Source organism: Azospirillum sp. CT11-132 (genome assembly GCF_047302835.1).
GTDB lineage: Bacteria > Pseudomonadota > Alphaproteobacteria > Azospirillales > Azospirillaceae > Azospirillum.
In genome coordinates this window covers 736,561-760,398 of record NZ_JBGLZA010000006.1, presented here as the reverse complement: position 1 = coordinate 760,398, position 23,838 = coordinate 736,561, and the positions used below count along the sequence as shown (strand labels likewise).

Genomic DNA, 23,838 nt, shown 5'->3' with positions numbered 1-23,838 from the left:
GTGACGGGTCGCTAGCCGACGACATGATGCTTGCCGACCGGGGTGACTGTGGTCGCCTGCGGCCCTTGGGCGCTTTCCTTTTCGGCGATGCTCAGGCGGACCTCCTGGTCAACCTTCAAGGCGTCGAAGGATCCGTCCGCCACGCTGTTGCGGTGGAAATAGACCTCCTGCCCGTCCGTCGTTTCGATGAAACCGTAGCCGTCTCCGGCGAACAGGCGGACCACGCGGCCGTGCAAGGGAACCACATGCGTCTTCACGTCCGCCCGGCGGCGGCGCGCGTAATCCTCCAACTCCCGGCGGGCCGCGTCGAACGCATCGCGCACGGCGACTCTCGGATTTTCGTGAGCATGGTCCTCGGGCCTGGCGTGACGCACGGCCAGCTTTTCCCCCGGCACGGTCAGGTCGATCCGGACCGCATAGAGCTTGCCCTGATGCTGGTGCCGGTGCGGCGCGTCGATGGTCACATGGCACGCCATGATGTGGTCGAAGAACCGCTCCAGCTTGGCGGCGTGCTCCCGCACGACCGTCTCCAGGGCGGGCGACGGTTCCAGATTGTCGAAGGTGATCTGCACCGGGAATTGCATGGCATTCCTCCTGTCGGTTGCCACCTGTCAGCGGCCGTGCACCACCCGTGAGTTCGGCGTTCGCCAGGGCGTGCCGGGCAGGGCGTGCCGGCCAGGGCGTGCCGGCGAGCGGCGCGTTCCACGACCATCCCCTCGACCGTAACGAGCAGACCAGCCACCTGGGATGCACAGCGCGCTGGCAACCATTCTGGCGGCTCCAGGAGTCCCGGCGTTAACCTGGATCAAGCGGCGACCCGAAGTCTTGCGGTCTAATGATCCGAGCCAACACTCCCGCAGCCAGCCATCCAGGAGGAAGTCGCCATGGAACCCTCAGGCATGAAGCCTCTGAGCCAGCGGCTTACTTCCGAGGACATCGTGGAGACGGTCGGCCGGATCGACGATGCCAGCATTGCCGCCATTCTGGAAACCGGAGCGAGCCGTGAGGAACTGCTCCAGGCATTTGCCTGGTTCTCCCAGGAGAGCGATACGATGGGAGAGGCGCGCCATGCACTGTCCGGCCGTGTCGAACAGGTGTACTGCATCCTGATTGGCGACAGCGAGTTCCCGGACCCGCGATAGCGGCCGGCCGTTCGCCGTCGCAAGGGCTGTCGCCACTTCCAAGCCGGCGCGGCGCCGGGAAAAGATTGTGTGATCGGGAACCGGAGGATCCGGGCCGGGCAGGCGCATGAGCGAGCCCGGCAAATCCTCAGTCTGACGCCGTGGGCAGCCGAAGGCGAGGCGCGGCTTCGGCAGGCGGCTTCCATACCCTCTCCCCTTCCCGACCGCCACCAGCCAGAAATTTCTGCACCTACTTTGTAAATTCCTATCATCTTGGGTAGAGCACGATCCATTCTGTATAGGGCATCGCATATTTGATTCAGATCAACTCTCCCATCCCCTCCGGAGCGCAAGTTCTGTATACTTAGTGAGTTTTCCAATCTCCGCCGTCGTTCCGTGACGGTTCTGTGGAGACGAACCATGTCTTCATCGCATGGCTTTTCGAACAGTGAAGCGCTGTACGCGGAACTCTTGAGTTTTTCTGTTGCAGCACTCGCAACCGGTTCGCACAGCGATCACGCTCTCCTGCTGCTGCACGAACGCTACCGGGAATCCGAGGACGGGGAAACCGCCCGGCGGAAGTGGCTGCTGCGCTCGCTGATCAGCACCCCCGCCCAAACGCCCCTTGGCGTCGCCGTCAAGCTGACCGTGGCCTGTCGCCTCGACGGACACCTGGATGCTGCCCAGGAAGCGGCGGAAGGTCCCATCGGCAGCCACATCATCGTTTCAGCCCTGATCGACTCGCTGGCGCAGGCCGAACTGCTCCCCCAGCTGCGCCCGGCAAACCCGAGCGGGCCGAGACATTAGGCACATGCGAGAAAGGCGTCCCATGCGGCCCGAATGCCAATCCTGCCCGGTTCGACGCGACGGGCTATGCGCAAGCGCCTCCGACGCGCAGCTCCAGGCGCTCGGCACCATCAAGCACCCGCTCTGGCATGTGCCTGCGGGCGGCTGCGTCTTCGCCGAAGGGGACGGCAGCGAGATGGTGTTCATCATTCGCCGCGGCTGGGCGGCGGTGTCCGTCTTCCACGAGAACGGGCGTCGCCAGGTGCTTCGCTTCGCCATGCCCGGAAGCATGGTCGGGTTCGAGACGACCGCCGACGGCTGCATGCCCTGCACGGTGGAGGCGCTGACCGACCTCACCGCCTGTCCGATCCCGCGCCAGTCGCTGATGCGGTTCTGCCAGACCGCACCGGAACTGACGTTGCGGATGTGGTCGCTTCTGGCGGCGGAGACGATTTCGGACTGGCGTCTGCTGGGCGGGCTCGGCACCTGCACCGCGACCGAGCGGATCGCCCGCCTGCTCGTCGCGCTGTGCCAACGCCAGCGCCGGGAGTCCGGCGCCTGTGTGGATGACGACTGTGTGGACGAGTTCGCGCTCCCGATCAGCCAGACGGTGATCGCCGACGCGACCGGCCTGACCTCGGTTCATGTCTGCCGGACCTTGAAGGAGATGCGGGCCGCCGGACTGCTGTCGTTCACCAAGGGGCGACTGCGCGTCATGGATTGGCCGCGGTTGGCCGATCTGGCGGAGATGTCCGAGACGCCGGCGCCCCAGTCCGCATTCCCGCCGCCGCCTCCGGTGTTGGAGCCGGACACATGGTGCGGGGGTACCTGGCACAATGCATCCGGCCGATGCCATGGATCATCGCCCATATCATCGCCCATCGGCCCCTCGTGACCAGCTGGCCGTGACCAAATGGCCGTGACCGGGTGGCGCAGGCAAGACCGGCCCACGCCACCCGGTCCGCATCGCCTGAGAAGGCCCGCTCCCTGCAACTCCGCTCCCAGCCGGTCCGCGTCTCAATCGGTGTGCCAATTCACCCTGAGGAGGCACTCGCCCTCGGCGTACTTCCACGTCACTTCACCGTGGTGATGGTGAGCGAGCGCTTCGGCGATGCGCCGGGGCAAGTGAAGATCCGTGGTCGTCACGTCCATCCCGTCGGCGGTGTCTTGGATGTCCATGATCCTGTTGAGCGGATGCTCGGCGGTCTCGAGTTTCTCCTGATGGCGGACCTGCGCCATGATCTCGGCACGATGGGCTTGGACGAAGGCGCCGCTCATCGTCAGGATGCCGGCCGGGATCCGCTCCTCGATGCGCTGGCAGGCCTGGCAGACGGTCTCCGTCGCATCGGCGGGCCTCGCCCCCCACCGCCAGCGACCGTCCTCGTAGACCGCGTGGCAGCGTGAACAGACGCTGGGATCGGCGGGTTTGAGGTCCGATTTGTAGGGGTCGTGCTCCTTCTCCTGGATCAGCCGGTCTCGCCGTTCCGGTTGCAGGCGGCCATCGATGACCGCGCGGCGGTTCTGAGGTTTTTGTCCCATGGCCACGTCCTCCCCGGTGAGCGGAAAGCGGTATACTCGCGCCCAGGCAAAACGCCGCCTTAACCTGGATAAACCCGTTTGCGATTGACCGGAGATTCACCGTCGGGGTCGATCTGGTTAACCTGGATCAAGGTGGGCTGCGATTTTTGGCGCGACGGTACGGAACCTATCCTCCGCTGCAGGAGACGGTTCATGATCAAGCATATACTTGTCCTGCTCGATGGTGACGCCGCCGACGAACGGGCGCTGAACGCCGCCTTTACCCTCGCCAAGCTGTTCCATGGGCATGTTGAGGTCTTCCACGTTCGGCCCGACCCGCGGTTGGCCATTCCGCCGATTGCCGAGGGCTTCTCATCCGACATGCTGGAGCGCCTGATCCGGGAGGCGGAGCAGGCGGACCAGGAACGGGCATCGCACGCAAGGCGCAGCTTCGACGCCGCTGTTGCGAGCGCCGGCATTCACAGCGTCGGCTATCCCGACGCCGACACCGCCATCGCGTCCGGTTCCATCACAGCGACATGGCGCGAAATGGTTGGCCAGCCGGAGGACATTCTCACTCAGCGTGGGCGCTGTGCCGACCTCCTCCTGTTCGCGCAGCCATTCGATGCTCCGGCCAATGTCCTGCGGCTGGAGACGGCATTGTTCGAAACCGGTCAGCCGATCCTGCTGGCGGCACCAGGCATGGATGGAGAGGCGCTTTCATCGATCGCAATCGCCTGGGACGGCAGCCGGCAAGCGGCAAGGGCGATCGCCGGGGCCATGCCGCTCCTGCGGCGGGCGCGGAATGCCACCATACTGACGGTGGACGGAGGCGATGACGTCAATGGTCCGACGGCGCCGATGATCACATGCCTTTCCGACCATCTGGCCTGGCACGGCATCTCCGTGGCGGTCGACGTCCTGCACAAGGACGGCCGCCCGACCGGCGAGTTGCTGACCGGAAGGGCGACGGAGATCGGTGCGGGTCTTCTGGTCATGGGCGGCTACGGACACAGCCGGTTCCGGGAAATGGTCCTGGGCGGCGCAACCCGCCATGTGCTGGGGACCGCTCTCGAATGTTCGGTCCTGATCGCACATTGAGGCGGCCAGCCACTGATAGTCCGGCATGGGAGGCATCGATGACGCACGATGGAATGCTGCTGTTCGATCTGGACCCGCATTGGCGGCATGGCCGCCGGATCGCCACCCATCTGGAGATTCCCGTTTCCCCGCATGAGGAGAGGCGCTTCGAGGATGGCGAAATGAAGGTTCGCCCCTTGATCAGCGTCAGGGACCGCGACGTGTTCGTTGTCCAGTCCCTGCTGGGCGATGCTCATGACAGCGTGCATGACAAGCTCTGGCGGCTCCTGCTTTTCATCGGGGCCCTGAAGGATTCGTCCGCGCGCCGGGTGACGGTGGTGGCCCCCTATCTGGCCTACAGCCGCAAGGACCGCCGCACGAAATCCCGCGACCCTGTGGCAACGCGCCAACTGGCGATCCTGTTCGAGGCGGCCGGTGTCGACCGGGTCGTCACGATGGACGTGCACAATCAGGCCGCATTCGAGAATGCTTTCCGCTGCCGGACCGAGCATCTTCTGGCACGACCCCTTTTTGCCGATCACGTCAAGGCGACGGCGGGGAATGACCCGATTGCCCTGGTTTCCCCCGATGTCGGAGGCATGAAGAGGGTCGAACAGCTTCACGAAACGCTGGAGCACAGCCTTGCCCGGCCGGTCGGTCTGGCCTTCATGGAGAAGACCCGCAGTGCCGGAGTTGTCGGCGGTGGCCAGTTGGTCGGCAACGTGGCTGGCTGCAGAGTGTTGGTTCTCGACGATCTCATTGCGACGGGAACCACCATGCTGCGGGCCGCCGAAGCATGCCGGACGGCGGGAGCCCTTTCGGTGGTGGCACTGGCGACCCACGGCGTGTTCGCGCCAGGTGCCGTCGAGATGCTGCAGTCGCCGGCCTTCGACAGCGTCGTGGTGACCGACACGGTACCGCCCTGGCGATTGGAGGGCGACATAGCGGTTCGAAGACTCACGGTTCTGGACACCACTCCGCTGTTCGCAGAGGCGATCGCCCGCATGCATGCCGGCGGTTCGTTGAGCGATCTTCTTTAGAACAGATGGCGGATCGCCCGACGTGGATGACCATCCGATACAGCGCGCGGATCGAATGCCGGCGGACCAGGACTATCCGCTCGAATTGAAGGTGGAGTTCCTACAGAGGCCCGATGTTTATTTCGATCGCCCCAGCCAGGTCGAAGCGATCGAAACCCGTCTTTCCTGGGTCTTCCTGACCGAGGGACATGCATACAAACTGAAGAAACCACGACGGCTTCCCGAAGTGAACCTGTCGACGGTGGCGTTGCGGCATGCAAATTGTCTGACCGAAATACGGTTGAACCGTCGACTCAGTCCGCTGGTTTATCACGCCGCCCTTTGCCTTGCCCTTCGGCCGGATGGTGGTCTCAGCTTGTGCGAGCGGCCTGGGCCTGCCGATCGTGTCGTCGATTGGGTGGTTTGGATGCAGCGCCTTCCGACCGACCGGCGGATGGACGAATTGATCGGCTCCAACACCTTGCAGACAAGCGACGTCCGGAATCTCGGGATTACGCTGTCGAGATTTTACCGCTTCAGTCGATCCGTTCCGATGCCGGCCGACAGGTACCTAGGCCGATTTGCCCAGGATGTTGAGAAGAACCAGATCGCGGCCAGAACCACACTCCCCAAAGGAATGGCCGACCGGGCAAACAAGGCTGCGATCTGGCAGCGAGGGTTTTTGACAACACAACGCGGGCTGTTGCGGAAGCGGGCGGAAGGCCGGCGGATCATCGAAGCTCATGGCGACCTTCGCCCCGAACACATCTTTTTTACGGTTCCCCTTCAGATCATCGACTGCCTTGAATTCGACCGGGCACTCCGGCTGCTCGATCCCGTTGATGAGCTTTCCTATCTCGGTCTTGAATGCGATCGCCTGGGAGAAGGGTGGATCGCCAGCCATCTTCTGAAGATTTACGAGGCGCGGAGCGGAGACAGGGCCGATCCTCATCTGGTCGCCTTCTATCGCAGTGTCCGCGCCTGTATCCGCATCCGTCTGGCCGCACACCGGCTGGCCGATGCCACTGCCGCCCAACGGAGACGGTGGTTGGAACGCATCGATCAATATCTCACATGCATCGAGAAACATTGACCCTATTCGGCCAGAGGGTCGGAGGTCCGAACAGCGGCATGGATGGGATGCAACTCGCTTGCCCCCCAGATTTCGGTGTGGGCGCAACCGGACGCACGGACGGTGGTCGCCACCCTCATTGCCGCGTCAATCCCTGGAGCGGTGAAGATGTCGAGGAAGTCGTAGGGACCGAGAACGGCAAAGCTGCTTCGCCATTCGACATCCGGACAGTTCTGGCCGATCTGTTCGGCGAGATGCTGCCGGATCTTGTCGGTGGATTTCGGTGGAGCTTTCGTCCCCTGGATAAGCCGTGTCAGCATGATGAATGTGGCCATGGCGTGCCTCTCCATTCCCGTGGCCGCTGGCTGGGAGGTCAGCCGGGCAGCCGAGCTGCGTTCATGACTTTTCTTCGGCTTTCACAATGGACGGCAGAGGAGCGATCCTCGTTAACCGAGATCAAGAGATCGCTCAAAATTGTCTGGCAGCGTCGAGAAGACCGATCACGTCGGAGTCATCCAGTTGGCGGAAGTCGCGGTAGAACGCTCCGATGGACATGAAAGAGGCGGGAGTTTCCAGACAGATGACGGTGTCCGCTGTTTCGGTGAATGCAGCCAGGCTGTCCGCCGGCGCCACCGGAACGGCCAACACGAGCGCCTTCGGACCCTCCTTGCGCACCGCTTGGAGAGCGGCGAGCATGGTGGCACCGGTGGCAATGCCGTCATCGACCAGGATGGCGGTACGGCCGGCTATGGCCGGCTGACGCCGACCTGCGAGATAAGTGGTGCGGCGTCGCTCCAATTCCTTGAGTTGACGACCCGTCTCCTCTTCGAGCCATGAATCGGGCAAAAGGAGGCCGACGTTGGAATTGATCACCGTCTCGATCGCCGCGTTCCCTCCTGCCCCACAACTGGCAATCGCACCGATCGCCAGTTCCGGCTGGTACGGAGCACCGAGTTTGCGGACCAGAACGAGCCCGAGCGGGGCGTGAAGCCTCCTTGCGATCTCCACCGCCACCGCAACACCGCCGCGCGGGAGGGCCAGGACAACGGGCGCCTGATCCCGCAGGGGCGACAGCTTTTCGGCCAGCCGCCTGCCGGCATCGGTCCGGTCCCTGAAAAGGGCCGTGATTCCGTCCCCCCCTTCCATCGCCGGCAAATGGCCCATGTGCCCTCCTCCCGGTGCTTCTTCAGGACAGCGGCTTCAGCCGCGCGCTTCCTCGGGCTTGCCGTCGCGCCGACCCTCGGCACTCGGAAAGCGCCGTTCCCTCGGATGGAAGGGCCGGTCGACCGATGCGCTGGCGGATGCCTGTTCGGCCATGGCGCGGGACATGCCCTGCGCCTGCTCCACCACCGCGGCCGCCTCTTCCGACCAGCGTTTCAGGCGGTCGGCCATCCAGTCGTTCCAGAGAGAGGATCGTTCCGCCGCATCCTCCACCGTTCCCATCCGCTCCACGGTGGACAATGCCGATTGGAGATCGTCCTGGCGATGTTCCAGCCAGTTGCGGCTCATGGTCTCGAAACCGCCGAACAGGTTCGACTGCATGCGCAAGATTGCCTCGGTCCGTTGCAGAAAGTTGGTTTGCAGCAGTGTGTTGGCGGTCCATATTGGAAATGCGCCTTCCAATTGGGGGGAAGCCGGTGTGTTGATCGCGTGGCTCCTCATCGATACTCCTCCTCTTCTGCCCGGCATTTGCCGCCGGCCAGCCCAGGCTGGGCATCGCGGGATTTAGAAGAGAATCTTTTTCTCGGCCCTTAATCCACGTTAAGAACAAGATGGTGCATTCGGACGGGAATACTTCTTTGGAGATTCCGAGGCCGAAATCGGCTGGTCGGTTCGGCCTTCGGCGGATGGGAGTTCAGGAGGACAGGATCACGGACGAGATCTGGACAAAGCCAATCTCCGCCGTCCTGACGGAGTTGGGGACCACGAGCATCGGGTTGGCCCGGACCGAGGCGGCTAGCCGCCGCAGGCGATACGGGTTCAACCGCCCCACGACGCATCACCGCCGGCCGCTGTGGCTGGAGTTCCTGTCGCGTTTCCTCAATCCGCTCGTTCTCATCCTGCTGTTTGCCAGCGCCTTGTCGGCGGCCACCGGCAATCTCACCAGCTTCGTCATCGTCTTCATCCTGGTCATACTCAGCGTCACCCTCGACTTCATCCAGGAGATGCGGGCGGAAAACGCGATCGAGGCTTTGCGCCGGTCCGTCGCCATCCGTGTCCAGGTCCGACGCGATGGTGTCGAGATCTCGGAAGCGGCGGATCTGCTGGTTCCCGGCGACATCGTCCGTCTGGCTGCCGGTGATCTCGTGCCGGCCGATTGCCGTCTCATCGAGGCACGCGACCTGTTCGTCAACCAGGCGACGCTGACCGGAGAACCCTATCCGGTCGAGAAGCACGCCGATGCGCTCTGCCCGTCGGCCGGCGGACCAGCCGAGGCGATCAACACCGTCTTCATGGGGTCCTCCGTCATCAGCGGCAGTGCCACCGCGGTGATTTGCCGGATCGGCGACGCCACCGTCTTCGGCCGGCTGAGCGGCAGCCTGACGGCATCGCCGCCGCCCACCGCCTTCGAACTGGGCATCCGGCAATTCGGGTTTCTGATCCTGAGGCTGACCATCTTCCTGGTCCTGTTCGTTCTGGCGGTGAATGTCCTGTTTCACCGCCCCTGGCTCGAGTCGCTGATGTTCGCCCTCGCCCTGGCGGTCGGGCTGACGCCGGAACTGCTGCCGATGATCGTCACCGTCACGCTGGCGCGCGGTGCGCTGCGCCTGGCCAAGCGCCGGGTGATCGTCAAGCGGCTGGCCGCCATGCACAACATCGGCGCCATGGACGTGCTGTGCACCGACAAGACCGGAACGCTGACCGAGGCCACGATCCGCATGGTCCGTCATCTGGATTGCCTCGGCGCGGAGAGCGAGCGCGTCTTCCGGCTGGCCTACCTGAACAGTCATTTCGAGAGCGGCATCAAGAGCCCCCTCGATGAGGCCGTCATCGCCTTCCGCAAGATGGATGTCACTGGCTGGGAGAAGATCGACGAGGTGCCCTTCGACTTCGAACGGCGCCGCGTCTCGGTTCTCGTCACAGACGGCTCCCGGCCCCTGCTGGTGGTCAAGGGAGCGCCGGAGGACGTGCTGCGGCTGTCCACCCACTATGAAGCCGACGAGGGTGTCGTGAAGCCGCTCGACCCGGCGGCGCGGGCACGGCTGGATGCCCTGTTCCAGACGTTGGGAGAGGACGGCTTTCGGGTGCTGGCCGTCGCCTCGAAGGTGATGGCGGCCGATCACCGGACCGCAACCCTGGGCGACGAATGCGAATTGGACTTCGCCGGCTATGCCGTCTTTCTCGATCCTCCCAAGGCGAGCGCCACCGCGGCGATCGGCGCCTTGGGCGGCGCCGGCGTCGCGGTCAAGGTTCTGACGGGCGACAACGAACGGGTGACGCGGCATGTCTGCGCGGAGCTTGGCCTCGCCATCACCGGCCTCGTCACCGGTGACGACCTGCGCGCGATGAGCGAGGAGGCCCTGCGCGCCCGTCTCGGCGAGGTCAATGTGTATTGCCGGGTGACGCCGCAGCAGAAGGAACGCGTGCTGTTGGCCTACAAGCGGTCCGGCCGCGTGGTCGGGTTCCTCGGCGACGGGATCAACGACGCATCCGCCATCCACGCCGCCGACGTCGGCATCTCGGTGGACAGCGCCGCCGATGTCGCGAAGGAAGCGGCCGGCCTCATCCTGCTCGACCACGACCTGTCGGTGGTGGGCGAGGCGGTGACGGAGGGGCGCCGCACCGTCCACAACGTCACCAAATACGTTCTGATGGGCAGCAGTTCGAATTTCGGCAACATGTTCAGCATGGCGGGCGCCTCCCTGTTCCTGCCGTTCCTGCCGATGCTGCCGACCCAGGTGCTGCTCAACAACCTGCTGTATGACGCGTCGGAAGCCGGCGTTCCGCTCGACAATGTCGAGGCGGACGTGCTGAGCGCCCCGGTACGGTGGGACCTGCAGTTGATCCAGCGCTTCATGCTGGTGTTGGGACCGATCAGTTCGGTGTTCGACTTCCTGACCTTCTATGCCCTGCTTCACCTGTTCGATGCCGACGAAGCGCTCTTCCAGACCGGATGGTTCGTGGAAAGTCTGGCCACGCAGGTGCTGGTGATCTTCGTGATCCGGACCCGCCACGCTCCCTGGCGAAGCCGTCCTCATCCGGTCCTGGCCGGGCTGACACTGGGCGCCGCCACCGTCGGCGCATTGCTTCCCCTCACCCCGGCGGGAACCTTCTTCGGCTTCGTCGCGCCGCCGGCCTCCTTCTACCTGTTCCTGGCGGCGGCGGTCGTCACCTATCTGGCCCTGGTCGAAGCGATCAAGCGGCTGTTCTTCCGCCACACCGCGTTGCATTGGAAGGCACGGCGCCCGCGCTCCAGACCATCCTGGCGAAGCTGATCCTCGCTGTCGCGTCGCCACCAGCCTGCAACACGGCCGTTGTTCGGGGCCGCCGAAGCACGGCTTCGACCGCCTTCTCCGGCGAAACGTCGCGCGGCCTTAATCCAGATAAAGGCGGCCGGCCCCGCCGGGTGCTAACAACCATCGCGTCACAAGGGTAATCCCAAGGGTAAACCAGGAGGATGCCATGAGCATGACTGAAACGAGCGCCGGCGAAAAGCCGAAGGAGCTCAAGACCACCGGCATGGCGGCCAAGGAAGTGGCGGAGCGCAATCGCCATCCGCTTTTCGCCCTGCGCGACGAGTTCGACCGCCTGTTCGACGAAGCGTCGTCCATGCTGCGCTTCCCGTGGAGCCGCCGCCCGATATTCGGCCTGGAGCCGCTGTTGCGCAGCGACGCCGATCTGGAAGCGATCGTGCCCCCGGCGGAAGTGGATGAACGGGAGACCGAATACCGCGTCACCCTGGAAATCCCCGGCATGGACGAGAAGGACGCCGAGGTTTCCATCCAGGACGACATCCTGACCGTCAAGGCCGAGAAGAAGGAGGAGACGGAAGAAAAGGACAAGAACCGCTATTTCTCGGAACGCCGCTATGGACTGTGCGCCCGCACCTTCCGGCTGCCGGCCAACGTGAAGGCGGACGCGATCACGGCCAGCATGAAGAACGGCGTGCTCACCATCGTGCTGCCCAAGAGCGAGCCGAGCAAGCCGACCAGGCGCACCATCGAAATCGCCAAGGTCTGATTTCCCGGCGCCGCCGGCTGCTGTGTCGGGCCGCGACATGGCAGCCGGCGCAAAGCATTTGGGCGGGAGACGGCCATGAACATCCATCCCGGTCCACTGTGCGATGGCGACAATCTTCTGCTTACGGACCTCTACGAGGTCGCGATGGTCGACGCTTACCTCGACCACGGAATGAACGGCACTGCATCATTCGAGCTGTTCGTCCGCACCCTGCCGAACGAACGGAATTTTCTGGTCGCAGCCGGCCTCGAACAGGCGGTTGCCTTCCTGGAGACGGCCAGATTTGCTCCGGACGATCTGGCATGGCTGCGCGACCATGCCCGGTTGTCGAACCGGACCGTCGACTATCTTGGGGACTTCCGCTTCTCGGGGGATGTGGACGCGCTCCCCGAAGGGACGGCCTTTTTCGCCCATGAACCGATCCTGCGCGTGACGGCCAGCCTGCCGGAAGCGCAGATGATGGAAACGCGCCTGATCAACCTGATTCACCTTCAGACCGTCATCGCCTCAAAGGCCGCAAGGCTGGTGTTGGCGGCAGACGGTCGCCCGCTGTTCGACTTCGGTCTGCGCCGGGCACACGGCGCTGAAGCCGGGCTCCTGGCTGCACGAGCCGCATACATCGCGGGCTTCGCCGGAACGGCAACCGCTTTGGCCGGCCGGCGTTTCGGCATTCCGATCGTCGGGACGATGGCGCATTCCTTCGTGCAAGCCCATCGGCAGGAAGCCGACGCATTCATCAACTTCGCCCGTTCACGTCCACGGAATCTGACCCTGCTGCTCGACACCTATGACACCGAGGCGGCAGCCGGGACCGTGGTGTCCCTGGCAGGCAAGCTGGCGGTCGACGGGGTCCATCCGTCTGCCGTCAGGCTGGACAGCGGCGACCTTGCCGCGCTGTCGCGCCGGGTACGTGCGATCCTCGATGCCGGTGGATTGAGCGGGACGCACATCGTGGCGAGCGGTGGATTGGACGAGTATGCGCTCGGGTCGCTTCTGACCGCGAATGCGCCCATCGACAGCTTCGGTATCGGCACCAGCCTGACCACCTCCAGCGACGTGCCCGCGCTCGACTGCGCCTACAAGCTGGTCGAGTATGCCGGGTTGCCTCGGCGCAAGCGCTCGCCCGGCAAAGCGACTTGGCCGGGGCGTAAACAGGTGTTCCGCAGCTACGATGCCGGCGGCCGGATCCGGACGGACCTGCTGTCCGTCGCCGAAGCGCAAGAGCCGGGACGTCCGCTGCTGATCCCGGTAATGCGGAACGGGCGCCGTGTCGGGGCACTGCCGGACCTGACCGCGATTCGTTCCCACGCTGCGGCCGAATTGGCGAGCCTGCCGGAGCCGGTGCGCGACCTGACGCATCATGCGACCATTGAAACCGTCATTTCGCCCGACCTTGAAGCGCTCGCCGAACAGGCCGACAGCATCTGTCAGGTCCGACCGGACCATCCATAACGGCAAGACACCGTATTCGGACATCGGATTTAGGCATCGCATTTCCGGGCGGGTCCTAACCTGGGTTAAACCCAGCCCCCGGACACGGGCGTAACCTGCTGCGCGATACCGCCATCATCAGCACCTGCTCGCCGGGCGGTGCGTTCAGGATGAGGTGCAGCCATGCCCTGGGAGATCATTCGCAAGCGACCTGACGACAAGGCCACCGCCGTCCTGACGGATTACGATCAGGCCCGCGCCGCCTTCACGTGGTCGGGGGCGCGCGCCGATCTGGACGGCCTGCCGGACGGGGGGCTCAACATCGCATACGAGGCCGTCGACCGGCATGTCGCGCATGGCCGGGGCGACCGGATCGCCTTGCGCTGGCTGGCCAAGGATGGAACGTCCCGTGAGTTCCGGTATTGCGATCTGGCCGAGCACTCCAGCCGGTTTGCAAGTCTCCTGCGCTCGCTGGGCGTCGGCAAGGGCGAGCGCGTCTTCAGTCTGCTCGGTCGTCAGCCCGACCTCTATGTCGCCGCCCTCGGCACGCTGAAGAGTGGCTGCGTCTTCTCGCCCCTGTTCTCCGCCTTCGGCCCGGAGCCGATCAGAACGCGCCTGTCGCTCGGCGACGGCCGGGTGCTGGTGACCAGCGAAACGCTCTACCGTCGCAAGATCGAGCCTTGGCGCCACGAGCTTCCCGGATTGAAGCATGTGCTGCTCGTCGACGGCGGAGCCGGGCCGGGCGACGGTGTCCTGGTTCTGCGGCGCGCGCTTGCGGCGGCGTCGCCGGACTTCGCCTGTGCGCAAACGACACCGGACGACATGGCTCTTCTCCACTTCACCAGCGGCACAACCGGCCGTCCGAAGGGAGCCGTGCATGTGCACGAGGCCGTGGTCGCCCACCATGCCACGGCCCGCTGCGCCCTCGACCTGCGGCCCGGCGACGTCTTCTGGTGCACCGCTGATCCCGGCTGGGTGACCGGCACCTCCTACGGCATCATCGCACCGCTGACCATCGGCGCCACGCTGCTGGTGGATGAGGCGGAGTTCGATGCGGAGCGGTGGTACGGCATCCTCCAGCGGGAGCGCGTCACCGTCTGGTACACGGCCCCCACCGCCATCCGCATGCTGCTGAAGGTGGGCGCCGAGGTGGCGCGGCGCTACGACCTGTCGTCGGTGCGCTTCATGGCGAGCGTGGGGGAGCCCCTCAACCCCGAGGCCGTTGTCTGGGCCCAGGAGACGTTCGGCCGCCCCTTCCACGACAACTGGTGGCAGACCGAAACCGGCGGCATCATGATCGCCAACTACGCCTCCGCCGACGTGAAGCCGGGGTCCATGGGCCGCCCGATCCCCGGTGTGGAGGCGGCAATCGTCGAACGCACATCCGACGGCCGTGTCCATCCGGTGGAAGAGCCGATGACCGTCGGTGAATTGGCCCTGCGGCCCGGCTGGCCCTCCATGTTCCGCGGTTATCTGGGCGAGGAGGAACGCTATCGGCGCTGCTTCGCCGACGGCTGGTACCTGAGCGGCGACCTCGCCATGCGCGATGCCGACGGCTATTTCTGGTTCGTCGGCCGCGCGGACGATGTGATCAAGTCCGCCGGCCACCTGATCGGCCCCTTCGAGGTCGAGAGCGCCCTCATGGAGCATCCCGCCGTGGCCGAAGCCGGGGTGATCGGGGTTCCCGATCCCATCGCCGGCGAGGCGGTGAAGGCCTTCGTTGCGCTGAAGCCGGGCTGGACACCGTCGGACGCGCTGCGCAAGGAGTTGCTCGGGCATGGCCGCACCCGGCTGGGTCCGGCGGTCGCCCCGAAGTCCATCGATTTCCGGGCCTCCCTGCCGCGCACGCGCAGCGGCAAGATCATGCGCCGTCTTTTGAAGGCGCGCGAGTTGGGCCTGCCTGAAGGCGATCTGTCGACGCTGGAAAGGGACGAGCGATGACCGACCAGTCTCTGGCCCCGCATGCGAAGCCGCGTCTGACCCGCGACCATCTGCTGGGTCTGCTGCGGCAGATGGTGCGCATTCGCCGCTTCGAGGAGCGGTGCGGCGAGCTGTACCAGCAGGAAAAGATCCGCGGCTTTCTTCACCTCTATATCGGCGAGGAGGCGGTGGCCGCCGGGGTGATGGGGTGCCTGCAACCCGAAGACGCCGTCGTCGCCACCTACCGCGAGCATGGACACGCCATCCTGCGCGGCGTCCCGATGACCGCCGTCATGGCCGAGATGTACGGGAAGGCCGAAGGCTGCAGTCGCGGGCGCGGCGGATCGATGCACCTGTTCGATGTCGGCACCCGCTTTTTCGGCGGCAATGCCATCGTCGCCGGTGGGCTGCCCCTGGCGGTGGGCATGGCGCTGGCCGACCGCATGCGTGGCCGGCCGCGGGTGACCGCATGCTTCTTCGGCGACGGCGCCGTTGCCGAGGGCGAGTTCCATGAGAGCCTGAACCTCGCCGCGCTGTGGAAACTGCCGGTCCTGTTCGTCTGCGAAAACAACCTCTACGCCATGGGCACGCGCCTTGACCGGGCACAGTCGCAGACCGACCTGCACCTCAAGGCCGCCGTCTATCAGGTCGCGTCGGAGGCGGTGGACGGCATGGACGTCGTCGCCGTCGAGGCGGCGGCACGGCGCATGACCGATGCGATACGCGATGGCGCCGGGCCGCAATTCCTCGAATGCCGGACCTACCGCTTCCGCGCCCATTCCATGTTCGACCCCCAGCTCTACCGCGACAAGGCGGAGATCGAGGATTGGAAGCGCCATGACCCCGTCGCCCGGCTGTCCGCCTGGATGCGGGAAACCGGCATGCTGCACGACGCCGATCTCCCCGCCATCGAACGGGAAACCGAGGCGGAGATCGAGGCGGCGGTCGCATTCGCCGAGGCCGGGCAATGGGAGCCGGTCGAGGATCTGGCGAAGGACGTCTATACCCGCGAGGTGCATCCATGACCGATGCGGACATCACCGTGGCGGCGGCCAGCCGAACGATCACTTACCGCGACGCCTTGCGCGAGGCGCTTCGTGATGCGCTGCTGCGCGACGAGCGGGTCTTTCTGATGGGCGAGGATGTCGGGTGCTACGGCGGATGCTACGCCGTGAGCAAGGGCCTGTACGACGAGTTCGGGCCGGACCGCATCCGCGATACGCCGCTGTCGGAATCCACCTTCGGCGGCGCCGGCAGCGGCGCCGCGCTGAACGGCATGCGTCCGATCGTCGAGATCATGACCGTCAACTTCAGCCTCCTGGCGCTCGACCAGATCGTCAACAACGCAGCGACGCTCCGCCACATGTCCGGCGGACAGGTGAGCGTGCCAGTGGTCTTCCGCATTCCGACCGGGGCGGGGCGCCAGCTCGCCGCCCAGCACTCGCACAGTCTGGAGGGCTGGTACGCCCATGTGCCGGGCCTGCGGGTGGTGGCGCCGGCCACCCTGGAGGACGCGCGCGGCATGCTGTGGACCGCACTGCAGGCCCCTGACCCGGTGGTGATGTTCGAGCATGTGATGCTCTACAATATGGAGGGAACGCTGGATGCCGCGGCTGGTCCGGTCGACATCGACCGTGCGGTGGTCCGCCGCCCCGGCACGGACGTGACGCTCATCACCTACGGCGGCAGCCTGTTCAAGACGCTCGCCGCCGCGCAAGCCCTGGCGGCGGACAATGTGTCGGCGGAGGTCGTGGACCTGCGCAGCCTGCGGCCGCTCGATGCCGAAACCGTGCTGGCCTCGGTCGCCCGCACCCGCCGGGCGGTGATCGTCGACGAAGGCTGGCGGACCGGCAGCTTCGCCGCGGAGGTCAGCGCCCGCATCATGGAGGGGGCCTTCTGGTCGCTCGACGCTCCGGTGGCGCGGGTCTGCACGGCCGAGGTGCCGATCCCCTACCCCCGGCATCTGGAGCAGGCGGCGCTTCCGCAACCGGCCGCCATCGTGGCGGCGGTCAAGGCGCTGATGGGGGCGTGATGGGCATTTTCCGCATGCCGTCTCTGGGCGCCGACATGGAGGCGGGCGTCCTGGTCGAATGGCTCAAACAGCCGGGCGATGCCGTCGCCCGCGGCGACATCGTCGCCGTTGTGGAAACGCAGAAGGGCGCCATCGAGGTCGAGACCTTCGAGGCGGGGGTGATCGAACGGCTGCTCGTCACTCCCGGAACCACGGTTCCGGTCGGCACACCGCTCGCCCTGCTCGCCGGAGCCGGTGAGAGCATCGTGTTGCCCAGCCCCGAGCCGCAGCCATCGGCGCCCCCTCCCCCGCCGCTGCGGGCACCGGCGCCGCTCCCGTCCCCTCCGGTCACGCCCCCTCCGGTCATGGTGGCGACCGCCCATCCGCCGGCGTCGCCGGCGGCACGGCGGCTGGCGACCGATCGTGGCATCGCCCTGACCGCCATTGCCGGCAGCGGGCCAGGAGGTGCCGTGCTTCTCGCCGACGTCGAGCGGGCCGCCGCTACGCCATCCGCCGCCCCGCAGGCGCGCGGATCGGATCTGGCGCAGATGCGGCGGGCGATCGCTGCGGCCATGGCCCGCTCCAATCAGGAAATCCCTCACTACTACCTGAGCACCACGGTGGCCCTGGCCAAGGCGCACGCTTGGCTCAGTGATCGGAACACGGGACGCCCGCCCGAACAGCGGCTGCTCCTGGCGGCACTGCAATTGAAGGCCGTCGCGCTGGCCTTGCGCCGCCTGCCCGAGTTCAACGGTTTCTGTATCGACGGGACGTTCCGACCGGCCGAGGGCATTCATATCGGCACCGCGGTGGCGATCCGCGGCGGCGGCCTCGTCGCACCCGCGATCCAGGACACCGACAAGCTGGCCGTGGACGAGGTGATGGCCCGCCTACGTGACGTGGTCGCCCGGGCACGCTCCGGGCGGCTGCGCAGTTCCGAGCTGCAGGATCCCACCATCACCGTCACCAGTCTCGGCGACCGCGGGATAGAAGGGGTATTCGGTGTCATCTACCCGCCGCAGGTCGCCATCGTCGGCTTCGGCAAGCCGGTCGAGCGGCCTTGGGTGGTGGATGGGCAGGTCGTTCCATGCCCCGTGATGACGGCGACCCTCGCGGCCGACCACCGGGTCAGCGACGGCCACCGTGGCGCCCTTCTCCTTGCCGAAATCGATCGTCTGCTGCAGGAGCCCGGATCGCTATGACGCCCGACGATGTAAGACGTGTGGTGCTGGAGGAGCTGAGCAACATCGCCCCCGAAGCCGACCTTGCCCTCCTCGACCCGGCGGCCGACCTCCGGGAGGCGCTGGACATCGACTCCATGGATCACCTGAACTTCGTGACGGCGCTGCACAACCGGCTGGGCGTCGCGATCCCCGAGGTCGATTACCCCCGCCTGATCACCCTCGATGGAGCGGTCGCCTACCTCATGGCCGATCCGGCGATTGCGGCAAAAGCCGGGATCGCATGACGCGAAGGGCGATGTTCCGATGGATGATTGGACAAGACACGAAGGCTCACCCTCGCCGCTTGGAGTTTCCTTCATCCCCGACGAAGACGCCTACAACTTCGCTCTCTATTCCAAGCACGCGACATCCGTCACTCTGTTGCTTTTCTCCGCACAGAATCCGATTGACCCCATCGCGATCCAGCCCTTCGATCCCCTTAGCAACAAGAGTGGCCGTATCTGGCACTGCCGGTTGCCCGCGACCACGGTCGACCGCGCGACCTACTATGCGTATCGCGTCGACGGACCGCGCGCGCCGGCCGAGGGGCAGCGGTTCGATCCCGAGAAGAATCTGCTCGACCCCTATGCGACGGCGGTCTTCTTTCCGTCCGGCTTCAGCCGCGAGGCCGCCCGCCATCCGGGACCCAATCCCGGTCGCGCCCCCCTCGGCGTCCTGCATGCCAAGGAGTCCGGCTTCGACTGGGCCGGCGACCATGCCCCGCGCCATACCCACGACACCATCATCTATGAATTGCATGTCCGAGGCTTCACCCAACGGGCGAATTCCGGCGTTCCGGCCGACCGGCGGGGCACCTTCGCGGGCCTGATCGACAAGATTCCGTACCTGCGGGACCTCGGCGTCACGGCGGTCGAACTGATGCCCGTGTTCCAGTTCGATCCCCAGGAGGGAAATTACTGGGGGTACATGCCGCTCAACTTCTTCGCCCTGCATCACACCTACGCAGCCGACCCCGAGCCGGCCGGCCAGCTCGACGAATTCCGGACGCTGGTCAAGGCGCTGCACGCCGCTGACATCGAAGTGATCCTCGACGTCGTCTACAACCACACGGTCGAAAGCGACGAAAGCGGCCCCACCTACAGCTTCCGCGGCATCGACAACACCACCTACTACCTTCTGGCCGAAGACCGCCGCCGCTATCGCAACGACAGCGGCACCGGGAACGTGCTGCATACGGCCAACCGCTATGTCTCCGGCATGGTCATGGACAGCCTGCACCATTGGGCGCGGCAGTTCCGCATCGACGGCTTCCGCTTCGATCTCGCCTCGCTGTTCACGCGCCGGGATGACGGCTCCATCGATCTCGAAGAGCCGCCGGTGATCAGTGCGATCCAGACGCATCCCGATCTGGCGCGCCTGCGGATGATCGCCGAGGCCTGGGACGTGGTCAGCTACCAGCTCGGCCGCTCCTTTCCCGGAACCACATGGCTGCAATGGAACGATACGTTCCGCAACGAGGTCCGATCCTTCATTCGTGGGGATCGAGGGGTCACCGCCGGCCTGATCCGCCGGCTCGGCGGCAGCGACGACATCTTCCCCGACACGCCCGAGGACGCCTATCACGCCTATCAGAGCATCAATTTCGTGACCTGCCACGACGGCTTCTGCCTGTACGATCTGGTCAGCTACGACCGGAAGCACAACGAGGCGAACGGCGAAGGAAACCGGGACGGCCGTGACGACAACCGATCCTGGAACTGCGGCTGGGAAGGAGACGTGAATCTGCCCGAGGCCGTGGCCAGGCTTCGGCGTAGGCAGGCAAAGAACCTGTTCTGCCTGCTGATGCTGGCGAACGGCACGCCGATGGTCGTGGCGGGCGACGAGTTTCTGAACACGCAGCGTGGCAACAACAACCCCTACAACCAGGACAACGAGACGACGTGGCTCGACTGGGATCTGCTGCGGACCAACGCCGACTTTCACCGCTTCTGCCGGGCAATGATCGCGTTCCGCAAAGCCCATCCCACGCTGTGCCGCAGCCGCAGCTGGCGCGAGGATGTGACGTGGTTCGGAACGACCGGCAGCCTCGACCCTTCGGCCGACAGCGGCACGCTCGCCTTTCTGCTGCGCGGCGGCACGCAAGGCGATGTCGATCTCTATGCCATGATCAATGCCTCGGCGGCGGAGCAGGAGTTCCTGATTCAGGATACCGCGCCACAGGGCTGGCGCCGGGTGATCGACACGGCGCTCGAAAGCCCCGGCGACATCGTGTCCCTGGATGATGCGCCACCGGTCCCCGGACCGCACCACAGGGTGGAGGCGCGATCGATCGTCGTGCTCGTCCGGCGCTGACGGGCCCCGCTGAAATCCGGGGACCCTACCCCCAATATCCGCCCCGGATGTGCATCGGCCTTAACCTCGATAAAGGCGGTGGCCGGATTCCTTTGGGATACTCTCCGGACGGATGAGCCCCGAGCCTTGGGAGGTCGGCCATGGCACCGATACCGCACCTCAGCTACGTCGTTTGCCAGAACGAGAATCATTGGACCGTCGGCTTCGCGCCGGGCGACGATTGCGGAAAATACCCGTCGCGACGGGAGGCCCTGGTGTCCGCGCTGCATGATGCGGTGCGGGTTCGGGAACTGGGATATGACGTCGATGTCTGGGTCCGCCGGAAGGATGGATCGCTGAGGCGGATCCGGGATCGGATCAATTTCGACAAATCCGCATCCCCCCGGACATGACTGTTCCGGTGCCGTCCGCGCCGAAAGATCACGACTACGACACCGGACAGCCGAGGATTCAGCGCCGAATGCGCTTGTCCACAACGCCGGGAATGTCCTGAGTCGGCTGCGGGAACTTGCCCTTGAGGGCATCCACACCCTCCTGCGGCCGGGCGGTGGGCACGAGATCCTGACGGGCACGGCGGCGTTCCGCGGTCGATATGTTCATCTCACGGTCACGGGTCTCGACCAGTCCCGGCTGGACCTCGCCGTCACGGTTGAACGACCATGCCAACATGGGAGGACCATAGGGCAGCCGATCGCCTGGTTGCGTGCCATTCTCCGACTGCCAGGTGTGCCAGGTCTTGCCGTAGCTGTTCATCTTGCTCTTCATCAGCTCGTGCTCGGCGATGTTGGGCAGGTTTGGCGCCACCAGCTGTCCGGACAGGATCTCACCGTTGTGGGGATGCCAATACTGGCGCTCCCGCCGCGGCAGCTGCTCGAACAGGCGCTCGGAGATGATGTACTCGACGCCCGTCAGATTGGCGCCGGCGGTGTTGCCGTCGAACAGCGCGCACTGGGCGAAGTCCTCGTTCATCTGACGGCAGAAATGGTGCGCCTCCATCTGGTGGTTGGGGTCGTTCTTCATGGGATGGAAGCCGACGAGGTAGATGTCCATGCCACCGACCGGCGCATTGCTCTGGAGCGCCGCCGCTCCAGCCTCGAGCACGTTGGTCTTCGCGCTCTCGGCGCTGCCCTGTGGGCTGACGGACGGCGCCACGGTGCCCATTCCGGTGCAGGCGGCAAGCGTGCCGACGAGCGCGAGGGGCAAAGCAGTTCGCTGGATTTGCATGGCTGTGGTCCAATCCTTCCATCAGGATGATCAAGGTGGCTCAGGCGACATCTCTCCCGCCTCTCGCCCTGGCGGAACGATCTTGCTCTGGAGTCGCCGGTTACCTTTCGGCAGCCTCCAACGCGGCCTGAGCCCGCTGGCGCGGGTTCGCCTCCGTGGAAATCGCTTCGATCCGTCCGAAATCACCCCGCAGGGCCTTCAGCGCGGCGCGCTCGCGGTCGATCTCCGCCGTGGTGCGGATGCCCAGGCGCCGGAACACCGGAACCGGCGGGCACCAGCCCTGGAGCGCGTGCTGGAGAAGAAATCCCGTCACGACGGCGGGCAGGATCAGGAAGCGCCGGTCGACGAAGGCGCCCAGCAGCGTACCCGTCAGCGCAAGCGTCGCCGCGTTCGCCTCCAGCGTCCGCTCGATGTCCCATTCGTGGTCGAGTTCGTCGAGGCGGTGGGCGATGTGCTCCGGGTGTTCGGCGTGGTGGCGCAGGCTCTCTTCGATCTCGGCGGCGAAACGGCGGTTGAGGTCTTCGGACGTGGCGTTTTCCACGCGGGATGCGGTAGCGGGCAGCAAGGCTCCCTCCTCTGTCGGAAATGCTGAGCGGTGTCCCATCCCAACATTAGATATGGCTGAAGTGTTCCCGATCGGGCTCCGACCGCTTTGGCGCCATGCCGTCCCGCGTTGGAAATGGAGGACGGCATGGCGCCAGATCCTCACTGCCGGCCCGTACCGATGCCGTCCGGCTGTCCGAAGCCGCTCCCGACGGGGCAGGTCACGGTCCGGGTGCGCTGCCTCCATTCCCACGAGACCGCCACCGCCATCACAGCCGCGCCGGCCGCGGCCAGCGGCAACCGGTAGGGCTCGAAATAGGTGAGCAGCAGGCCCGGCCCGAAGGCGAAGAGCAGGATCTTGTTGCAGGTCGGACAGGCAATGCCGAGAAACCCGAGCAGGCTACCGAAGCCGGCGCCGCGAACAGGGCATCGGGGCCGCCGGATGGCGACGTACACGCCGACCAGCACGGACTGGATGGCCAGCAGCGAGACCTCGAAGCCCTGGGTCGGCGTCATCCGCACGAACACCGGGTTCGGCCAGACCGCCGTGACCGTGCCGAGCACCAGGAAGGTGCCGATAGCCGCGGCTACGCCATGCCACGGCCGCACCGGCGCGAGACCACCAACATCGGCCGACGGGGCGGTCACGTCGGCGTTCATCCCTGGCCCCCATTCTTCCGCTTCGCGCGAACCTCGGCGACGATCTCCTTCATCGCCTTCAGGTCCAGCCCACCGGGGACAATATAGTTGCCGATGATGAAGCCCGGCGTGCCCCGGAGTTGCAGCATGGCGGCCTGCGCCGACACCTCCTTGAAGGCCGCATCGATCTGCGCATCACGCTCCTTCAGGTCGCGCTCGGCCCGTGTCAGGTCCAGACCGGCTTCCCCGGCGGCCTTCCGGATCTTGTCATCGTCCAGGCGGCCGGGGATGGTCATGAAGGCATCGTGGACCTGCTCGTAGCGGTCCTGCCAACGCCCGGCGAGCGCGAGCTTGGCGGCGTAGATCGAGGAGGCCCCGAACACCGGCCAGTGCTTGTGGATGATCCGGACGCCCTTGTCCTCGGCGGCCAGTTGCTTGACGGCCGGATGGACCCGGCGACAGACCGGGCATTGGTAGTCGAAATACTCTATCAGGGTGACGTCGCCCTGGGGGTTGCCGGCCACCACGGCGCTCGGCCCGCGTTCCAGCGCTTCGGGTCCAAGCTCGGCGACCATGGGCGGGGCCGCCGTTGCTTCGGCGGAGGTCGGCGCCACGAGGGAAGAGACTGCGACGGTACCGGCGCCGACGGCGACGGTTGAAACCAGCAGGGCCGCGAAGATTTTGGTCCGGTGTGAAGTCATGATGGGATGAGTCTCCGTGTTCGGGATGTGAGGACGATCTTGAGCATTCAGGCAAA

24 protein-coding genes and 1 pseudogene are annotated in these 23,838 nt (G+C 65.7%); 15 read left to right on the top strand and 10 right to left on the bottom strand.

Annotated elements, in window-relative coordinates; all coding sequences use genetic code 11:
* Nucleotides 1-11: 11 nt before the first annotated feature.
* Entirely contained in the window at nucleotides 12-584 is a 573-nt protein-coding gene (locus ACCD06_RS27300) for an HPF/RaiA family ribosome-associated protein (RefSeq protein ID WP_109156733.1), read from the bottom strand.
* 315 nt (nucleotides 585-899) lie between these two features.
* Here ACCD06_RS27300 and ACCD06_RS27295 point away from each other — a divergent pair, with 315 nt between their 5' ends.
* Nucleotides 900-1,142, top strand: coding sequence for a hypothetical protein (locus ACCD06_RS27295; RefSeq protein ID WP_199232036.1), 243 nt, complete (start codon nucleotides 900-902; stop codon nucleotides 1,140-1,142).
* Nucleotides 1,143-1,148: 6 nt separating this feature from the next.
* On the opposite strand, the pseudogene ACCD06_RS27290 reads toward ACCD06_RS27295, so the two are convergent.
* Nucleotides 1,149-1,304 (bottom strand): annotated as a pseudogene (locus tag ACCD06_RS27290) (IS5/IS1182 family transposase); the annotation flags it as partial.
* A gap of 237 nt (nucleotides 1,305-1,541) precedes the next feature.
* Between ACCD06_RS27290 and ACCD06_RS27285 the strand changes: the two are divergent.
* Nucleotides 1,542-1,928 carry a hypothetical protein gene (locus tag ACCD06_RS27285; RefSeq protein ID WP_413344808.1) on the top strand — a complete coding sequence of 129 codons (387 nt, stop codon included), beginning with the start codon at nucleotides 1,542-1,544 and terminating at the stop codon, nucleotides 1,926-1,928.
* Between the two features lie 22 nt (nucleotides 1,929-1,950).
* Complete coding sequence (locus ACCD06_RS27280; RefSeq protein ID WP_413344806.1) at nucleotides 1,951-2,802, top strand: Crp/Fnr family transcriptional regulator; 852 nt, start codon at nucleotides 1,951-1,953, stop codon at nucleotides 2,800-2,802.
* 122 nt (nucleotides 2,803-2,924) lie between these two features.
* Here ACCD06_RS27280 and ACCD06_RS27275 read toward each other — a convergent pair whose 3' ends face one another.
* A complete protein-coding gene (locus tag ACCD06_RS27275; RefSeq protein ID WP_109157262.1) occupies nucleotides 2,925-3,446 on the bottom strand; it encodes a BCAM0308 family protein in 522 nt (173 codons plus the stop codon).
* A 78-nt stretch (nucleotides 3,447-3,524) separates the two neighbouring features.
* Between ACCD06_RS27275 and ACCD06_RS27270 the strand changes: the two genes are divergently transcribed.
* Genes ACCD06_RS27270 through ACCD06_RS27260 form a run of 3 tightly spaced genes read left to right on the top strand, consistent with a single transcriptional unit; the run spans nucleotide 3,525 to nucleotide 6,617 of the window.
* The gene (locus tag ACCD06_RS27270) at nucleotides 3,525-4,526 is read left to right on the top strand and encodes a universal stress protein (protein WP_146205454.1); all 1,002 of its coding nucleotides are present in this window, start codon (nucleotides 3,525-3,527) and stop codon (nucleotides 4,524-4,526) included.
* 38 nt (nucleotides 4,527-4,564) lie between these two features.
* A complete protein-coding gene (locus ACCD06_RS27265) occupies nucleotides 4,565-5,545 on the top strand; it encodes a ribose-phosphate diphosphokinase (RefSeq protein WP_109157260.1) in 981 nt (326 codons plus the stop codon).
* Nucleotides 5,546-5,567: 22 nt separating this feature from the next.
* Entirely contained in the window at nucleotides 5,568-6,617 is a 1,050-nt protein-coding gene (locus tag ACCD06_RS27260; protein ID WP_146205453.1) for a hypothetical protein, read from the top strand.
* A 2-nt stretch (nucleotides 6,618-6,619) separates the two neighbouring features.
* Here the strand turns inward: ACCD06_RS27260 and ACCD06_RS27255 are convergent, their stop codons facing one another.
* The 3 genes from ACCD06_RS27255 to ACCD06_RS27245 all read right to left on the bottom strand — a co-directional run bounded on the left by ACCD06_RS27255 (nucleotide 6,620) and on the right by ACCD06_RS27245 (nucleotide 8,138).
* Nucleotides 6,620-6,931 (bottom strand): GYD domain-containing protein, encoded by a 312-nt coding sequence (locus tag ACCD06_RS27255; RefSeq protein ID WP_109157258.1) that lies wholly within the window; start codon nucleotides 6,929-6,931, stop codon nucleotides 6,620-6,622.
* 133 nt (nucleotides 6,932-7,064) lie between these two features.
* Nucleotides 7,065-7,760: a phosphoribosyltransferase gene (locus ACCD06_RS27250; RefSeq protein ID WP_247871614.1), complete on the bottom strand. Its 696-nt coding sequence runs from the start codon at nucleotides 7,758-7,760 to the stop codon at nucleotides 7,065-7,067.
* Nucleotides 7,761-7,796: 36 nt separating this feature from the next.
* The gene (locus ACCD06_RS27245) at nucleotides 7,797-8,138 is read right to left on the bottom strand and encodes a hypothetical protein (RefSeq protein WP_158282114.1); all 342 of its coding nucleotides are present in this window, start codon (nucleotides 8,136-8,138) and stop codon (nucleotides 7,797-7,799) included.
* A 305-nt stretch (nucleotides 8,139-8,443) separates the two neighbouring features.
* On the opposite strand from ACCD06_RS27245, the gene mgtA reads away from it, so the two are divergent.
* The 9 genes from mgtA (at nucleotide 8,444) to ACCD06_RS27200 (ending at nucleotide 20,675) form a co-directional block, all read left to right on the top strand.
* Nucleotides 8,444-11,032 (top strand): magnesium-translocating P-type ATPase, encoded by a 2,589-nt coding sequence (gene mgtA / locus ACCD06_RS27240; protein ID WP_109157256.1) that lies wholly within the window; start codon nucleotides 8,444-8,446, stop codon nucleotides 11,030-11,032.
* 187 nt (nucleotides 11,033-11,219) lie between these two features.
* The gene (locus ACCD06_RS27235; RefSeq protein WP_109157255.1) at nucleotides 11,220-11,777 is read left to right on the top strand and encodes an Hsp20/alpha crystallin family protein; all 558 of its coding nucleotides are present in this window, start codon (nucleotides 11,220-11,222) and stop codon (nucleotides 11,775-11,777) included.
* Between the two features lie 75 nt (nucleotides 11,778-11,852).
* Complete coding sequence (locus ACCD06_RS27230) at nucleotides 11,853-13,229, top strand: nicotinate phosphoribosyltransferase (RefSeq protein ID WP_109157254.1); 1,377 nt, start codon at nucleotides 11,853-11,855, stop codon at nucleotides 13,227-13,229.
* 162 nt (nucleotides 13,230-13,391) lie between these two features.
* Nucleotides 13,392-15,149 (top strand): acetate--CoA ligase, encoded by a 1,758-nt coding sequence (gene acsA, locus ACCD06_RS27225; protein ID WP_109157253.1) that lies wholly within the window; start codon nucleotides 13,392-13,394, stop codon nucleotides 15,147-15,149.
* The gene (pdhA, locus tag ACCD06_RS27220; RefSeq protein WP_109157252.1) at nucleotides 15,146-16,153 is read left to right on the top strand and encodes a pyruvate dehydrogenase (acetyl-transferring) E1 component subunit alpha; all 1,008 of its coding nucleotides are present in this window, start codon (nucleotides 15,146-15,148) and stop codon (nucleotides 16,151-16,153) included. The genes acsA and pdhA overlap by 4 nt, the downstream gene beginning before the upstream one ends.
* On the top strand, nucleotides 16,150-17,160 hold the full coding sequence (locus ACCD06_RS27215) for an alpha-ketoacid dehydrogenase subunit beta (protein ID WP_413344800.1): 1,011 nt from the start codon (nucleotides 16,150-16,152) through the stop codon (nucleotides 17,158-17,160). The genes pdhA and ACCD06_RS27215 overlap by 4 nt, the downstream gene beginning before the upstream one ends.
* Complete coding sequence (locus tag ACCD06_RS27210) at nucleotides 17,160-18,341, top strand: dihydrolipoamide acetyltransferase family protein (RefSeq protein ID WP_413344798.1); 1,182 nt, start codon at nucleotides 17,160-17,162, stop codon at nucleotides 18,339-18,341. The genes ACCD06_RS27215 and ACCD06_RS27210 overlap by 1 nt, the downstream gene beginning before the upstream one ends.
* On the top strand, nucleotides 18,338-18,607 hold the full coding sequence (locus ACCD06_RS27205; protein WP_109157249.1) for an acyl carrier protein: 270 nt from the start codon (nucleotides 18,338-18,340) through the stop codon (nucleotides 18,605-18,607). Before ACCD06_RS27210 ends, ACCD06_RS27205 begins: the two co-directional genes overlap by 4 nt.
* Nucleotides 18,608-18,626: 19 nt before the next feature.
* Nucleotides 18,627-20,675: a glycogen debranching protein gene (locus ACCD06_RS27200; protein ID WP_109157248.1), complete on the top strand. Its 2,049-nt coding sequence runs from the start codon at nucleotides 18,627-18,629 to the stop codon at nucleotides 20,673-20,675.
* A 450-nt stretch (nucleotides 20,676-21,125) separates the two neighbouring features.
* On the opposite strand, the gene ACCD06_RS27195 is transcribed toward ACCD06_RS27200, so the two are convergent.
* From ACCD06_RS27195 to ACCD06_RS27180, 4 genes are all read right to left on the bottom strand, one after another.
* On the bottom strand, nucleotides 21,126-21,899 hold the full coding sequence (locus ACCD06_RS27195) for an OBAP family protein (protein ID WP_199232112.1): 774 nt from the start codon (nucleotides 21,897-21,899) through the stop codon (nucleotides 21,126-21,128).
* 100 nt (nucleotides 21,900-21,999) lie between these two features.
* Nucleotides 22,000-22,464 (bottom strand): DUF2892 domain-containing protein, encoded by a 465-nt coding sequence (locus ACCD06_RS27190; protein WP_109157246.1) that lies wholly within the window; start codon nucleotides 22,462-22,464, stop codon nucleotides 22,000-22,002.
* A 140-nt stretch (nucleotides 22,465-22,604) separates the two neighbouring features.
* Complete coding sequence (locus ACCD06_RS27185; protein WP_109157245.1) at nucleotides 22,605-23,102, bottom strand: hypothetical protein; 498 nt, start codon at nucleotides 23,100-23,102, stop codon at nucleotides 22,605-22,607.
* Entirely contained in the window at nucleotides 23,099-23,782 is a 684-nt protein-coding gene (locus ACCD06_RS27180; RefSeq protein ID WP_109157244.1) for a DsbA family protein, read from the bottom strand. Before ACCD06_RS27180 ends, ACCD06_RS27185 begins: the two co-directional genes overlap by 4 nt.
* Between the last annotated feature and the right edge of the window lie 56 nt (nucleotides 23,783-23,838).

Excerpts from the sequence above, each read along its gene's own strand:
- ACCD06_RS27300 (WP_109156733.1), bottom strand. The coding sequence starts at position 584 with ATGCAATTCCCGGTGCAGATCACCTTCGACAATCTGGAACCGTCGCCC.
- ACCD06_RS27295 (WP_199232036.1), top strand. The coding sequence starts at position 900 with ATGAAGCCTCTGAGCCAGCGGCTTACTTCCGAGGACATCGTGGAGACG.
- ACCD06_RS27285 (WP_413344808.1), top strand. The coding sequence starts at position 1,542 with ATGTCTTCATCGCATGGCTTTTCGAACAGTGAAGCGCTGTACGCGGAA.
- ACCD06_RS27280 (WP_413344806.1), top strand. The coding sequence starts at position 1,951 with ATGCGGCCCGAATGCCAATCCTGCCCGGTTCGACGCGACGGGCTATGC.
- ACCD06_RS27275 (WP_109157262.1), bottom strand. The coding sequence starts at position 3,446 with ATGGGACAAAAACCTCAGAACCGCCGCGCGGTCATCGATGGCCGCCTG.
- ACCD06_RS27265 (WP_109157260.1), top strand. The coding sequence starts at position 4,565 with ATGACGCACGATGGAATGCTGCTGTTCGATCTGGACCCGCATTGGCGG.
- ACCD06_RS27255 (WP_109157258.1), bottom strand. The coding sequence starts at position 6,931 with ATGGCCACATTCATCATGCTGACACGGCTTATCCAGGGGACGAAAGCT.
- ACCD06_RS27250 (WP_247871614.1), bottom strand. The coding sequence starts at position 7,760 with ATGGGCCATTTGCCGGCGATGGAAGGGGGGGACGGAATCACGGCCCTT.
- ACCD06_RS27245 (WP_158282114.1), bottom strand. The coding sequence starts at position 8,138 with ATGCAGTCGAACCTGTTCGGCGGTTTCGAGACCATGAGCCGCAACTGG.
- mgtA (WP_109157256.1), top strand. The coding sequence starts at position 8,444 with ATGGGAGTTCAGGAGGACAGGATCACGGACGAGATCTGGACAAAGCCA.
- ACCD06_RS27235 (WP_109157255.1), top strand. The coding sequence starts at position 11,220 with ATGAGCATGACTGAAACGAGCGCCGGCGAAAAGCCGAAGGAGCTCAAG.
- ACCD06_RS27230 (WP_109157254.1), top strand. The coding sequence starts at position 11,853 with ATGAACATCCATCCCGGTCCACTGTGCGATGGCGACAATCTTCTGCTT.
- acsA (WP_109157253.1), top strand. The coding sequence starts at position 13,392 with ATGCCCTGGGAGATCATTCGCAAGCGACCTGACGACAAGGCCACCGCC.
- pdhA (WP_109157252.1), top strand. The coding sequence starts at position 15,146 with ATGACCGACCAGTCTCTGGCCCCGCATGCGAAGCCGCGTCTGACCCGC.
- ACCD06_RS27215 (WP_413344800.1), top strand. The coding sequence starts at position 16,150 with ATGACCGATGCGGACATCACCGTGGCGGCGGCCAGCCGAACGATCACT.
- ACCD06_RS27210 (WP_413344798.1), top strand. The coding sequence starts at position 17,160 with ATGGGCATTTTCCGCATGCCGTCTCTGGGCGCCGACATGGAGGCGGGC.
- ACCD06_RS27205 (WP_109157249.1), top strand. The coding sequence starts at position 18,338 with ATGACGCCCGACGATGTAAGACGTGTGGTGCTGGAGGAGCTGAGCAAC.
- ACCD06_RS27200 (WP_109157248.1), top strand. The coding sequence starts at position 18,627 with ATGGATGATTGGACAAGACACGAAGGCTCACCCTCGCCGCTTGGAGTT.
- ACCD06_RS27195 (WP_199232112.1), bottom strand. The coding sequence starts at position 21,899 with ATGCAAATCCAGCGAACTGCTTTGCCCCTCGCGCTCGTCGGCACGCTT.
- ACCD06_RS27185 (WP_109157245.1), bottom strand. The coding sequence starts at position 23,102 with ATGAACGCCGACGTGACCGCCCCGTCGGCCGATGTTGGTGGTCTCGCG.
- ACCD06_RS27180 (WP_109157244.1), bottom strand. The coding sequence starts at position 23,782 with ATGACTTCACACCGGACCAAAATCTTCGCGGCCCTGCTGGTTTCAACC.